Genomic DNA, 13815 nt, shown 5'->3' with positions numbered 1-13815 from the left:
TTCATGAAGCTATCTCAAACTTAGCCATGCCTATTTCAATAAATTTGTTAAGCAAATAACACTTGAGTAGCAGTTCCTTCTCACGATTAATTTCAGATTTGCTCCTAAAACTAAACCCAAATATTCGCTTCAACCTTGAGAAAAATCCTTCAATATACGATCTTTTTCCGTAATTTACTTCTTCTTTCCATCTTTTTATACCATTCTCACCATGTAATTTCATTAACTGAATAGCGGCATTTCTATCAAGCATATAATCCAATTTTGGATGCTCTGCTGCGTTGTTTTTCGGAGGAATTTTCGTTTTTATACCATATTGATTACACAGCTTATAGAGCTTTTCTCTGTCATATGCCCTATCTGCATATAGTACTTTTATGACATACTGATACCAATTCTCATTGTTGTCCAGTCAAATAGGAAACATTGCAGAGTTGTTTAATTGTGGAGCTGGCAAGAGAAGTAATAAATTTGCACAAAGCACCCTCAAGTAGAGCAATTGTATCGTATATTTTATTGCGCAAAATGTTCTGTTTTATATATAACCAAAGCCTCTCAACAGGATTTAGCTCAGGTGAGTATGGAGGTAGGTATATAATGTCGATATTTTTAGGTACCTTTAAATTTTTTGACCTATGCCAACTAGCACAGTCCATAACGAGAAAAGCCTCTCGTGTTTCTAGATATTGCGAAATTTGCTCAAGAAATATGTTCATGCAATCAGTGTTGACATTTGGTGCAAATAAGCTAGAACTCTCTCCATTTCTAGGATTAACTGCACTATAGAGATAGAAATTTTGCCTACCTAATTTTGTTTTAACCTGTGTTCTAATCCCCTTTTTAAACCACCCATGTCCGACTTTTGAATGTGTGCCAAACCGTGATTCATCAAAGAAAAATAGCTCTTTTTCTGGATACTTGCTAATAGCTCCATTGAGATTTTTTTTTGAATTCCTCTTGTTTGCTTTTATCTTGTCCATTATGAACTGGTCTTGGTGTAATATATGAGAATTTCATCTTTTGCATATGGCGGTGTACTGTAGATTTGCTGATATTTAATCCGAACTTTTCCTGGATTCTTATTCTCATTTCTTTAATGGTGATATTAGGATTTTCTTCTATCCACTCTTCAATTTGCTGTAGTTGAGCCTGATTTAATTTAGTTTTTCTACGACGTTGTGAAGGAGCAAACAGTTTTTCTTCTCTGCCAATTTTCAAGAGTTTTACCCACGAAGTTAGTGCGCTTCTTGAAATGCAATATATTTTTGCTACAGCCGTTATACTGTACTTTTTTGCTGCAATTACAGCATTTAGTTTTTTTGAAACATATGCATTATTCCTTACTTTCTTCAGCATTTCTTTTGCTGATTCTACTACTTTTTCATCCAATAATTTTGATCTTAATGCCATTTAAACCTCGCTATTTTACTTACTTCAGTATGGCTTTTCTTCCATCATTGTCCATCTGTTTGCCCTGTAATGGGAATTGGTATAAGAGGTTGTCCGGAAACTAGTAAATTCAAGCATATTCCCTCTTTAACATAACCCTACTCATAGCTAGGTATATGAAATTCTCAGTGGATGTTGTGAGTAAATCATACTCCTTCGATAGCCTTCTATTCCTATTAACCCAAGCAAAAGTCCTTTCTACAACCCATCTTCTTGGCTGTACTTTAAACCCTTGTTCTCTTGTTGGTAGTAGCTCAGGTGGCGTATCTTTGTGCACCCAAAATCTACATGGAGGCCTTGTAACAATTTCAATATCTATGTCATATTCTTCCTTTGTGTGATTCTTTAAATTTCTTCCTTGGTATCCCATGTCAGCCCACATTTTTTTAACTTTAGTATATTTTGTTCTCATATTGTTTAATGCTATTTTAATACCATCTCTATCATTTTCGTTAGCAGCGCCTACGTAACAACCTAGTATAAAACCCTGAGTGTCTGTAATTATATGCCTTTTTCTACCCTTTACTTTTTTACTTCCATCATAGCCTTTGATCCCCCCTTTTCTGTAGTCTTTACAGATTGACTATCTACTATACAGGCACTCGGCTGCTCATTCCTTCCTATTTTTCTTCTACTATATTTTGTAATTTCATAATTCATTTTCTCAAAAATTCCCTGCTTCTTCCATTGCCTGAACTGCTCATACACAGTCTTCCATAGCGGAAAATCATTTGGTAAATACCGCCATTGACACCCTGTACGCAATACATAGAAAATTGCTTCTAATATTTCTCTTTTGCTATACTTTGGCGGCCTTCCTCCTTTCTTGTATGATACTCTGAAGTGTTTTTCTATTCTTGCCCATTCCCTTTCGCTTAGATCTGTTGGATACTTTTTTCTCATCTTTACCCCGTACTAAAATTTCAGATATTATAGCCTTTTACTTGTTTCCGGACAACCTCTTAGCATAGATCCCGCTAACAAGCAGCGGGATGACGGTTGTCGTTTAGCTATAAACATTAAGAAATTTACCAAACGAAAAAAAAGGCAAAAAAAGCCCCATGATTGGCTAATTACTTACATTATACTTTCAAGTATGGCGTTTTTTTATTCTAAACACTTAATAACCGCGATTCAGCTACTTTTAAACCGCAACTAATCTAAATTATAAACGTTAAGAAATTTACTAAACAGAAAAAAAGGCAAAAGAAACCCTAGGGTAGCTAGTTATTCACTATCCATTTTTTAAGTTGGCGTTTTTTTATGTTTTAAACGCTTTATAAGCGCGTTTCAGCTTATATTAGGTAAAAACCTAGAAGTTTTATAAAGACATAAGGTGCACATAGTGCAAAAAATTAAACATGATACGCCAGATACGTGAGTTTTTTTGTCATTTAATCTGTACAGAGAAGATAAATAAATAGCTTCAGTGTTTATGATAAGGGGGCTGGCGGAGTTTGTCAAGTGGTTTTTTAGCCACGTTTCCCTGTTATAATGTTCGTTTGCTTGACCTAAGATCCAGGAGTATTTAAACTGAACCCTATACAGTGCTAAAAATGATAGGAAATCTAAGCGGAATAGTTGATGAAGTGCGCAGTGATCACATAATCCTGAACGTGAATGATGTTGGCTATATAGTGCACCTTTCTGCCAAAACTTTAAATGCATGTTCCATCGGAAGTAGAGTTAAATTACTTATCGAAACCTATGCAAATAACAGAGAAAATGTCGCTCAGCTATATGGTTTTATAAGCGAAGAAGAACAGCAGTGCTTGAGGTTGCTTGTCAAAGTAAGCGGCGTTAGCTATAAAACTGCAATGTCAATTTTGGGCAAATTAACTCCAGAACAGCTATTTTTGGCAATTATGAATGAGGATAAAGTAACACTCAAGATGAGTGGACTTGGCCTGAAACTCATAAATCGAATCATCACTGAATTGAGTGGCAAAGTGAGTAAACTAGAAATAAATAACAATAATTTTCATCCAATCAATGAAGATGCCCTTTCAGCATTGATCAATCTTGGGTATGAAAAAATGAAAGCTTATGATACGATAAAAAAATACAGGCCAAATCTGGACACTAAGGATATTATTCGCATGGCGCTTAAGGAGCTCTCAACATTATGAAATCAATATCGTGCGGTAAAGAATATACTGAAGATGCGCGCAATATCAACATCAGACCTGAACAACTTGATGATTTTGTCGGACAAAAAGACTTAATACAAAATTTAAAAGTGTTTATAAACGCTGCACAGACGAGAACTGAAGCTTTAGATCACGTCTTATTGTACGGTCCTCCAGGGCTTGGCAAAACAACTTTAGCACAAATTGTTTCTAAAGAATTAAGAGTTAGCTTTCGCGCAACTTCTGGTCCTTTACTTAGTAAAGCTGGAGACTTGGCCGCAGTGCTTACCACTTTAAATGCAAAAGATGTCCTATTTATCGACGAAATCCATAGATTAAATCGCAGCATTGAAGAAGTTTTATATACTGCTATGGAAGATTTCTGCCTGGACATATTAGTAGGTGAAGGCCCATCTACTCGCACTTTAAGGATAGATCTACCACCATTTACGCTAATTGGAGCAACAACACGGCTTGGATTACTTTCTGCGCCACTCAGAGATCGTTTTGGCATTCCTTTGCATCTTGAGTTTTATTCCTTTGAGGAGCTGGTTAATATTATAAAAAGAGGCGCAAGAGTTCTTTCTGCTGAAATTGAAGAGGATGCAGCACGGGAAATTGCCTGCCGTGCGCGCGGCACTCCAAGAATTGCTTTGAGGTTACTCAGAAGAATAAGGGATTTTGTTGAAGTGAAAGATGATAAAAAAATCACTTATGAAGTCGCTGATTCTGTATTACTAAAATTGGGTGTAGATAAAATGGGACTCAATAAACTTGATATGAATTATCTAAGATTTTTATTCAACACCTCAGGACCTGTTGGAATTGACACTATATCTATTGCACTATCTGAGGATGTTGGCAATATTGAAGAAACAGTAGAACCTTATTTAATCAAAATTAGTTTTGTAAAGCGCACACCAAGAGGACGCGTTTTAACTGACCAAGCAAAGGAGTATTTGAGCCTTTAATATTAGAGAGCTTTTCTACCATAATTCAATTATATATTGATTGGCATAGTATCATATACTGGCATTTTTGCGTATGAAGGCATATATGTTAAATAGCACTGAAACTGTAGTTCAAATTAAAACTTCTCCGTTTCGTACTCGCTAGTTATGCTATTCTAACTAATGAAGCTACGGTTTGTGGTAATAGGAAAAAACTGGATTCCAGCGTCACGCGCTACCCTATGGGTGCTGCTCGCGTATATTCTTTCTTTCACCATCTCAGTGTTTCTTTCTTATTATGCCAGTACCATTTTCTTGTCATTCAAGTAGCTCCCCTCTTGTCATTCCAGTGCTTGACACTGGAATGGCTTTGTTGCATAGCAACTGAAAAATCTGGTGGCTACTGACAAAATTCATTATAAAATAGCCATTTAACCTTGAAAGAAAAAATATGCCACAAAAAATGAGGGTCAGTAACCATAGCGAATATAACAAATTTCTAGAAAAAAGAGGAAATATTTTTCATTATATCAACGAAGCCATAGAAAAGTGGTACGAGAATGGTCCAAAAATACCAGGTGGCAACAATATTTATAGCGATAAAGTTGTAATTTTGGTGCACATAATAACTTGTTTATTTAGAATAGGCCTGAGGCAAACAGTTGGGTTTATAGCAGGATACCTTGAGCAAATTGGGAAAAATTTGCAAGTTATCAGCTATTCACAATCATCAAGAAGGTTTAAGAAACTCAATATTAAGATCAATGATTGCAGAAAATAATATGGAAGATATCGAAATTGCTATAGACAGTACAGGAATTAGTATATACAACAACACTCCTGGTCATAGCAAAGAAAATAGCGAAGATAGAAAGTATCGCAGCTATGAACAGACAAGAAAATTGCATGTAATGTTGAATACAAACAGCAAAAAAGCCATAGCTGTAAAATACAGTAACGGTGTCTACTCTGATCACTATGGAGCTTGTGATTTGCTAAAAGAAGTCGATTTTCAGTATGTCATAAAAGTACTATATGCAGATAGGGCATATGACAGAGAAAAGCTCTATAAGCTGTGTAATCAATATGGTATAAAAACGAAAATTCCTCCGAAAAACAACGCAGCAGAGCATCCAAAATTGGATTATATGCTTGATAGAAATGCCGCTATTCAGTTAATGAAATTACATGGTGAGAATGGTATAAAAAGATGGAAAGAAGAAGTAAATTACGGAAAAAGATCGTATATTGAAGGATTTTTCTCAAGGTTGAAGCGAATATTTGGGTTTAGTTTTAGGAGCAAATCTGAAATTAATCGTGAGAAGGAACTGCTACTCAAGTGTTATTTGCTTAACAAATTTATTGAAATAGGCATGGCTAAGTTTGAGATAGCTTCATGAATTTATTGTACGTTACCTACTATCCGAAGAGCGATGCAACAAAGCCCACTGGAATCCAGCCTTGCCGTAATCTCATCAAGAACGTTGTGTTTTAACATAAAACGGCTACTTTTATACTTAGATGTATGGTCCCAGAGAGTGATGGTATACTATCATCATCATTTAAGGAGTCATTATGGGACAGATATTACATGGGTGCGCCAAAACAACACAGACGATTCGTAGAGCAATACAAAATAGAAAAGAGAGCATAGCAAAACTCTCCAAGCATTATAACCTTAATCCAAAAACTATTATTAAGTGGAGAAAACGTTCATTTACGAAAGATGCTGATATGGGTCCAAAGCATCCAAGATCAACTGTTTTAACGCTAGAAGAGGAAGCTATAATAGTTACATTTCGCAAGTATACACTACTGCCACTAGATGATTGCCTTTACGCTCTGCAGTCTACAATTCCGCATTTGACTCGCTCTAGCTTGCATCGTTGTTTACAAAGACACAACATTAGCAGATTACCAACTGTTGATGGAGAAGTTAAGTCAAAAAAGAAATTCAAACAATATCCTATCGGTTACTTTCATATTGATATTGCTGAAGTTAGAACTGAGGAGGGCAAATTACATTTGTTTGTTGCTATTGATAGGACATCCAAATTTACCTATGTTGAGTTGTGTAACAGTGCTACAAAACCCATAGCTGCTGAGTTCTTACGTAATTTGATTAGAATTTTACCGTATAAAATCCATACTATTTTGACAGATAACGGTATACAATTTACAAACCAGAAGCGTCATAAGTATGCTTTCCAACATATATTTGATAGAGTTTGCGAAGAGAATGTTATTGAACATCGTTTGACAAAAGTTAGCCATCCTTGGACGAATGGGCAAGTCGAGCGTATGAATAAAACTTTAAAGGATGCTACAGTTAAGAAGTATTACTATCAATCGCACCAGCAACTTAAAGAACACCTTTATAACTTTGTTATGGCTTATAATTATGCAAAGAGACTCAAAACTCTTAAGGGTCTTACTCCTTATGAATTTATATGTTATCAGTGGACACAGTCTCCAGAATTATTTATACTAAATCCACACCATCACACTCTGGGACCATACAAGAATCACATAAAGGAAGAATATGACATAGATATTGAAATTGTTACAAGGCCTCCATGTAGATTTTGGGTGCACAAAGATACGCCACCTGAGCTACTACCAACAAGAGAACAAGGGTTTAAAGTACAGCCAAGAAGATGGGTTGTAGAAAGGACTTTTGCTTGGGTTAATAGGAATAGAAGGCTATCGAAGGAGTATGATTTACTCACAACATCCACTGAGAATTTCATATACCTAGCTATGAGTAGGGTTATGTTAAAGAGGGAATATGCTTGAATTTACTAGTTTCCGGACAACCTCTATAGCATTTCTCATAATAGTCCGAACAGGTCATAGGAAGGCAGAATCAACAGCACGACGAAAGGATTCGAATAGAGGAATGTTTTTCCTGGCTCTGTTTTTTATAGCAAACCAATGATGCTCAATTTTGTTGAAATCTGGAGAATAAGGCGGCAGATACAAAATTTCTGCACCAACCCCTTTAGCAAGCTTTATCAGACTTATGAAAAGTAGCATTGTCAAGAATGACAGTCTGTCCAGGTTCCAAGATCGGTGTCAAAAATTGCTCAAACCATCCATTAAAAACATCCATATTACAGTGGCCTTCAAAGGTTAACGGAACAACTATCTTTCTTCCACTTAAGGCTGCAACCATACTGATTCGTTGAGTTTTCTTTCCAGATTTTAAGGCATAAAACCGCTGTCCTTTCTGGCAATATCTGTAGGGGTAGTCTTCGGTGTTATCAATGCCAGACTCATCTATATACACTAAGTTTTTAGGTTCTTTTGTCGCTATAATTTTCAAAAATTCAGCACGTTTTTCTTCGTTTCTTTCCTTGTATCCATATGTCTTTTTTTGCGCGTAAATCCAATTTTTTTAAGGGCTCGATAGATCGTTTGGATACTAACGTTGTTCCAAAGTTTAGCCATTTCCGATAGAGTCTTTCCTCCGTGTTCTCTGGCAAATTTGGCAAAGGTACCCCAGTCGGTAATTTTGTGATTGTAACCCCCATTTCCAAGTTTTTTTGATTGAAAGTCTCCTGTTTCTTTTCTTCTTTGCTGCCACTCCCATAAAGTAGTTCGTCCAATCTTAAATCTTGCTGCCACTGTTTCTCTGCTTTCTCCTTCGTCTAGCGCTTCCATTGCTTTTTTTCTTAAATCATAACTATATGCTGCTGGCATTCAACCTCCTTATCATCATCTACCCTTATCCTATCACATCCGGACTTTTATGGAAAGAGCTATATTTTTATCAATTCTGCAATCATTTATCTTAATATTAAGTTTCTTAAACCTTCTTGATGCTTGTGAATAGCTGATAACTGCCAAATCTCTTCCTATTTGTTGCAAATACCCTTTTATAAACCCGACTGTTTGTCTTAAACCAATTCTAAAGAAACTGACGATTATATGCACCAAAATCACAACTTTATCACTATAAATATAGTTGCCGCCCTGCATTTTTGGACAATTCTCGTACCAATTTTCTATGGCGTCATTGATATAACAAAAAATGCTTCCTCTTTCTTGGAGAAATTTGTTATATTCATGGCAGTTACTGACTCTCATTTTTTGTGGCATATTTTTTCTTCAACAGTTAAATGGCTATTTATAATGAATTTTGTCAGTAACTGCCAGTTCTTTTCACTTGAGCGATGCAACAAAGCCATCCCAGTGTCACGCACTGGGATGACAAGAAGAGGGTACTTGAATAAGAGGCATTGCCCTCCTGGTAGACTCAAATTGCAATGTTCGTGTAGTTATGGATTCATTCGCGGTATCTCATCCACTAACAAGCAGCGGAATGACGAGGTCTTTCGATAGTAAATCTTACCTATGTTAGCTATACCAAAAAATCAAGAGTAAAAAAGTCGTGTAACTCTATTTATTCATTAATAAAATCTTTGTCTTCTCCTAAAAATTAGTTAAAATGTAGGATATTTTGTGTTATTAAGTTAGCACTTGACTTAACTTTAGTTGTTACTTAGACTGCTAAAGTGGAATTTTAATTTTTTTTACGAGGACAATTATGCATTATAAAAAGTTTTTTTCAGCAGCCGCTTTAGCAACGTTGCTAAGTTTATCAAACTCTGCTTTTTCAGATCCTGTTGGTCCAATAAGTGATGAAGAAACTAGCTACTACGTTCGTTTGCAATACAACGGTGAAATTTTACCTCTTTTCACAAAAGTTGATGGTATTACCTATAAGAAAGGCAATAGTGATTACAGTCCATTAAAAGCGTCTTTTATAGCTGGTGGTGGTGCGTTTGGTTACAAAATGGACGACATCAGGGTTGATGTTGAAGGAGTTTATTCATACCTAAACAAAAATGATGTTACAGATGCAAAATTTACGCCAGATACTATTGCAGACAGTTTAACAGCAATTTCAGGACTAGTTAACGTTTATTACGATATAGCAATTGAAGATATGCCTATCACTCCATATATTGGTGTTGGCGTTGGTGCAGCGTATATTAGCACACCTTTGGCAACTGCTGTGAGTAGTCAAAATGATAAATTTGCTTTTGCTGGTCAAGCAAGAGCTGGTGTTAGTTACGATGTAACTCCAGAAGTCAAACTTTACGCTGGAGCTCGCTATTTCGGTTCTTATGGTGCTAACTTTGATAAAACTGACAAAGACGGCAAAGGGGAACTCAAAGTTCTTTACAGCACTGTTGGTGCAGAAGCTGGAGTAGCGTTTAATTTCTAGTCTATCTCAATCTTGTTATCCCAGTGGGTTTTTTCTTGTCATCCAAGTAGCATGACACTGGGATCTAGAAAAAAGAAATGTGGATTCCAGTGTCAAGGCACTGGAATAACACTATTTGCTATGTGTTTAAGCTATAACGTTTACCATTGTACTGGTAGAATATCATCTAAAGTTACATGATGTTATCCAATTAGCTAACACTGCGGCCTACTGTCTCCAAGAAATTAGATGGAAAATTTTTACTTTTTTCAAATCAAAGCTTGAATTTTTGCTGGAAAATCAATATATTATATGCATGAAGTTTTAATTTAAGTTGTTATGTTGACCTCAATGGCAAACTTATGTGTCGATAGCAGAACCAATCTCATGCAATATATTGCTAGGGTGCAAAAATTTCCTATGCTGTCTCAAGAGGAAGAGGTACGATTAGCAAAAAATTGGAACCAACATAAGGATGTTTCTTCTGCTCATAAATTGATTACCAGCCATTTGAATTTGGTAGTGAAAATTGCAATGAAATTCAAAAATTATGGACTATTGTTGATGGACCTGGTCATGGAAGGAAATATGGGTTTAATGCATGCAGTGAAAAAGTTTAATCCTGATTTAGGGTTTCGTTTTTCAACTTATGCGGTGTGGTGGATTGAAGCTTCAATAAAAGACTTTATATTGAAATCTTGGTCGTTTGTGAAAATAGGCACAACGCAAGCACAAAGAAGATTGTTTTTTAGTTTACGTAAAATAAAAAAAAGAATTTTACAGTATACAAACAGGGAAACCTTAAATAATGAAGAAATAAAAGCAATATCTAATGAGCTTTCTGTATCCGAAGGAGACGTTCTGCAGATGAATTACCGTATGGCTTGTAAGGATCAGTCGCTAAACGATTGCATAAAAATAGGTGATGACTCTAAAAGGGAGCTACAAGATATGATCCCATGTAACTTGGTCAGTCAAGAAGTAACCTATCAGAATCATGAAGAAAAAGAATTAAAAGAAACAATTTTAAACAATGCACTAGCGAGCCTCAACGAAAGGGCAAGAGACATTTTTATCAGTAGATATTTGTCTGAAAACATTCAAACTCTGGATGAACTTAGTAAAAAATATTGTGTTTCAAGAGAAAGAATAAGGCAGTTGGCTGAGCAGGCGATGGCTAAGGTAAAACAATATATACAATCTGAAAGTTTGAAATTTGGTTTGCATGCGTAGTTTTTTTATATTTCTAATATTTTTTTCGATAGGCGCTTTTGCATCGGTTAGTGATGTACAATTGAAGGAAAAATATAAAGATTGGCTCGTGTATACTGCATTGGAAGATGGAGAGAAAGTATGTTATATTATATCCTATCCTAAAAAAAAAAGCGAATATTATACAACCAATCGCAAGCCGTATGTAATGGTTAGTTATGTTGATAAAAAAGCAGATGAGGTAAGCGTTACCTCTGGTTTTCAGTATGATAAGGAGCCTGTAGCTCTCAATATCGACAAAAAAATTAAATATACACTGCCCATAATACAGGGAAGTTTTGCGTGGGCAGAGCATACAAAAATAGATCAAGATCTCATTCTAAAAATGAAGCAGGGATTATCAATGGTAGTTAATGGAAAAACAAAAACAGTGACCATTGATGATACTTATTCCCTACTTGGTTTTCAAAAAGCGTATCAAAAAATGCATGATTTATGCCATACAAAGTAAATTATTGTAACAGAATAGGTAATTTTCCAGTTGTAGTATAAAACAGACTGCCCTTTCGATAAATAGCACTTTACTTTATATGGGATGTGGATATCATTTAAAATATATTTTTGAGAGTTAGCAATGTCAGAGGTTGCAGGTGTAGATACAGAAATCAAAAAGCAAAATTCTGTGTGCGAGCAGATGCGTTTTAGCGTGAGCCGCACAAGTCTTTTAAATACATTATCCAGAGTAAGTGGAGTGGTTGAAAGGCGTAATGCAATAGATGTTTTGGCGTGTATAAATATCAAAGCACAACACGGCAGCATAAAATTAATGGCAACTGATCTTGACATTTCAATGTTTGCCTCACTTGCTGCAACCGTATTAACAGAAGGAGAAGTAAAAATTTCAGCGCATACTTTACATGACATAGTGAAGAAGTTACCCGCTGATTTGGATGTCAATTTTGAAGTAAACAACCAAGGAAAATTATTGATGTCTTGCGGAAATGCAAACTTTTCTTTACCGAATGTAGTTTCAAGCAGCTTTCCTGCTCTTGAAGAAGACAATTATAAACATGATTGTACTCTACTAAATACAGACCTGATAGACTTATTAACTAAAACAAAATTTGCTGTATCACTAGATGATACAAGGTATAATTTAAATGGAATATATCTACATACAGATGAGCAATTTCTGTACTGCGTTGCAACTGATGGCCATCGTTTATCATGTATAAAGAGGCCAAAGCCTGGGAACATCAATGGCGAATTTGGTGTGATCATTCCACGTAAAACTGTTATGGAGCTGTTAAAAATATTGGACGATTGTAATGAAATTAAAGTAAAACTCTCAGACAGAAAAATCAAGTTTACATGCGGTGAATATATTCTAATATCAAAATTAATAGATGGAACTTTTCCAAATTATAAAGCAGTTATTCCAGCATCTCAAGATAAGCATATGATTATTGAAAGTAAAAAACTTTCAGACGTTATAGATCGAGTTTCCGTTGTTGTATCTGATAAAGTAAAATCTATTAAATTCTCACTACAAGAAAAGCTGCTAACTCTGCATTCAAACTCCCAAGAGTGCAGTGATGCAACTGAATCCATAGAAGTGGACTACAATGAAGCCCCTATAGAAATAGGGTTCAACTCGCGTTATTTACTTGATGTTCTATCCTGCATAAAAAATAAATGTAAGTTTAGCTTAGCCGATGGTAATAGTGCTACAATTATCACTGATGAAGACGATTCAAGTGCATTATATGTAGTAATGCCAATGAGAACTTAAACTCGTCATCTCGCTGCTTGTTAGCGGAATCTGGAGATACCGTGGCGGTATGGCACTTATTTCACTAGCTTTTATTAAATTAGTAATCTATCTTTACCAAATATAAGCCAAAAGGTGGTGCAGTAACTCCAGCGGCACTTCTTTTGCATTGGTTTAATATATTTAGCATTTCTTGCGGATTGGTTCTATTTTTTCCAAATTCAACTAAAGTACCCACAATAATCCTCACTTGGTTATGTAAAAAGGAAATAGCAGATATTTTGATGTGTATATGATTCCCATTTTGTATTATATCGATATCATCAATTGTTCTTATCGGATTTGCGGCTTGACAATCTTTTGAACGGAAACTTGAAAGGTCATGTTTTCCAAGTAGATGTTTAGCAGCTTCACGCATAATATTTACATCAAGTGGGCTAAACACTTGCCATACATAACCCGTCTCCAGAGCGGCAGGAGCATAGCGATTAACTATTCTATATTCGTAATATCTTTTTTTTGCTGAAAACCGTGCGTGAAACGCATCATCTACAACTTCTGCATTAAGCACGACCATAGGAATTGATTTTAAATGATAGTTTATTGCATTCCTTATTCTATAAAGCTCAAATTCCTTTTCCATATCAAAATGAGCAACTTGTCCTAAAGCATGAACTCCTGCATCAGTCCTGCCACCACAGTACAAAGTAACTTTCTCACCACTAAAATTAAATATAGCATTTTCTATCTTCTCCTGGATTGAGTTAGCAGAGTGTTGCTGTTTTTGCCAACCAGAGAAATTACTACCATTATATTCTACCGTTATTTTGTATCGCACTGCATTACATCAAGCTCTATCTAAAATAGTCATTTTCTATCTTAACATAATTTATGGTCAAGCCTACAGTGCTGCCACTCCCATAAAGTAGTTCGTCCAATCTTAAATCTTGCTGCCACTGCTTCTCTGCTTTCTCCTTCGTCTAGCGCCTCCATTGCTTTTTTTCTTAAATCATAACTATATGCTGCTGGCATTCAACCTCCTTATCATTATCTATCCTTATCACATCCGGACTTCTATGAAAAGAGCTATAA

The 13815-nt window shown here is 35.6% G+C and carries 14 protein-coding genes and 4 pseudogenes; 10 read left to right on the top strand and 8 right to left on the bottom strand.

Going from position 1 to position 13815, the window contains the following annotated elements; all coding sequences use genetic code 11:
* Nucleotide 1: 1 nt before the first annotated feature.
* The 3 genes from AAGD74_RS01500 to AAGD74_RS01490 form a co-directional block, all read right to left on the bottom strand.
* Nucleotides 2–328, bottom strand: a complete 327-nt coding sequence (locus tag AAGD74_RS01500) for a transposase (protein ID WP_341810765.1) — start codon at nt 326–328, stop codon at nt 2–4.
* 70 nt (nt 329–398) lie between these two features.
* A protein-coding gene (locus AAGD74_RS01495) for an IS630 family transposase (protein ID WP_265029767.1) occupies nt 399–1410 on the bottom strand; the annotation gives its coding sequence in 2 pieces (ribosomal slippage) (nt 399–947 and nt 949–1410; 1011 coding nt in all).
* Between the two features lie 109 nt (nt 1411–1519).
* A protein-coding gene (locus AAGD74_RS01490) for an IS5-like element ISWpi1 family transposase (protein WP_338482219.1) occupies nt 1520–2352 on the bottom strand; the annotation gives its coding sequence in 2 pieces (ribosomal slippage) (nt 1520–1983 and nt 1983–2352; 834 coding nt in all).
* Between the two features lie 653 nt (nt 2353–3005).
* Here AAGD74_RS01490 and ruvA point away from each other — a divergent pair.
* From ruvA to AAGD74_RS01460, 6 genes and pseudogenes are all read left to right on the top strand, one after another.
* Entirely contained in the window at nt 3006–3578 is a 573-nt protein-coding gene (gene ruvA / locus AAGD74_RS01485) for a Holliday junction branch migration protein RuvA (RefSeq protein ID WP_077188598.1), read from the top strand.
* Complete coding sequence (ruvB, locus tag AAGD74_RS01480) at nt 3575–4549, top strand: Holliday junction branch migration DNA helicase RuvB (protein WP_077188597.1); 975 nt, start codon at nt 3575–3577, stop codon at nt 4547–4549. Before ruvA ends, ruvB begins: the two co-directional genes overlap by 4 nt.
* Nucleotides 4550–4979: 430 nt before the next feature.
* A complete protein-coding gene (locus tag AAGD74_RS01475) occupies nt 4980–5309 on the top strand; it encodes a transposase (RefSeq protein ID WP_007548762.1) in 330 nt (109 codons plus the stop codon).
* Nucleotides 5293–5928, top strand: coding sequence for a transposase (locus AAGD74_RS01470; RefSeq protein WP_341810686.1), 636 nt, complete (start codon nt 5293–5295; stop codon nt 5926–5928). The genes AAGD74_RS01475 and AAGD74_RS01470 overlap by 17 nt, the downstream gene beginning before the upstream one ends.
* 175 nt (nt 5929–6103) lie before the next feature.
* Nucleotides 6104–7048, top strand: a pseudogene (locus AAGD74_RS01465) (IS481 family transposase); the annotation flags it as partial.
* Nucleotides 7049–7324: pseudogene (locus AAGD74_RS01460) on the top strand (transposase); the annotation flags it as partial.
* Between the two features lie 54 nt (nt 7325–7378).
* On the opposite strand, the pseudogene AAGD74_RS01455 reads toward AAGD74_RS01460, so the two are convergent.
* The 3 genes and pseudogenes from AAGD74_RS01455 to AAGD74_RS01445 form a co-directional block, all read right to left on the bottom strand.
* Nucleotides 7379–8230, bottom strand: a pseudogene (locus tag AAGD74_RS01455) (IS630 family transposase).
* A 33-nt stretch (nt 8231–8263) separates the two neighbouring features.
* On the bottom strand, nt 8264–8629 hold the full coding sequence (locus AAGD74_RS01450) for a transposase (RefSeq protein WP_155969141.1): 366 nt from the start codon (nt 8627–8629) through the stop codon (nt 8264–8266).
* Complete coding sequence (locus tag AAGD74_RS01445; protein ID WP_236514703.1) at nt 8614–8790, bottom strand: hypothetical protein; 177 nt, start codon at nt 8788–8790, stop codon at nt 8614–8616. The genes AAGD74_RS01450 and AAGD74_RS01445 overlap by 16 nt, the downstream gene beginning before the upstream one ends.
* A gap of 287 nt (nt 8791–9077) precedes the next feature.
* Here AAGD74_RS01445 and AAGD74_RS01440 point away from each other — a divergent pair, with 287 nt between their 5' ends.
* From AAGD74_RS01440 to dnaN, 4 genes are all read left to right on the top strand, one after another.
* Nucleotides 9078–9761, top strand: a complete 684-nt coding sequence (locus AAGD74_RS01440; RefSeq protein ID WP_338482519.1) for a P44/Msp2 family outer membrane protein — start codon at nt 9078–9080, stop codon at nt 9759–9761.
* Between the two features lie 318 nt (nt 9762–10079).
* On the top strand, nt 10080–10973 hold the full coding sequence (locus tag AAGD74_RS01435; RefSeq protein WP_338482520.1) for an RNA polymerase factor sigma-32: 894 nt from the start codon (nt 10080–10082) through the stop codon (nt 10971–10973).
* A complete protein-coding gene (locus tag AAGD74_RS01430) occupies nt 10966–11463 on the top strand; it encodes an invasion associated locus B family protein (RefSeq protein WP_341810685.1) in 498 nt (165 codons plus the stop codon). Before AAGD74_RS01435 ends, AAGD74_RS01430 begins: the two co-directional genes overlap by 8 nt.
* Nucleotides 11464–11586: 123 nt before the next feature.
* On the top strand, nt 11587–12744 hold the full coding sequence (dnaN, locus tag AAGD74_RS01425; RefSeq protein ID WP_236514700.1) for a DNA polymerase III subunit beta: 1158 nt from the start codon (nt 11587–11589) through the stop codon (nt 12742–12744).
* A 79-nt stretch (nt 12745–12823) separates the two neighbouring features.
* On the opposite strand, the gene truA is transcribed toward dnaN, so the two are convergent.
* Entirely contained in the window at nt 12824–13561 is a 738-nt protein-coding gene (gene truA, locus AAGD74_RS01420) for a tRNA pseudouridine(38-40) synthase TruA (RefSeq protein WP_338482525.1), read from the bottom strand.
* Between the two features lie 71 nt (nt 13562–13632).
* A pseudogene (locus AAGD74_RS01415) lies at nt 13633–13755 on the bottom strand (IS630 transposase-related protein); the annotation flags it as partial.
* Between the last annotated feature and the right edge of the window lie 60 nt (nt 13756–13815).

The sequence above is a fragment of the Wolbachia endosymbiont (group A) of Campoletis raptor genome (assembly GCF_964026755.1).
Lineage (GTDB): Bacteria > Pseudomonadota > Alphaproteobacteria > Rickettsiales > Anaplasmataceae > Wolbachia > Wolbachia pipientis.
This window is presented reverse-complemented; position numbering and strand designations above follow the sequence as displayed.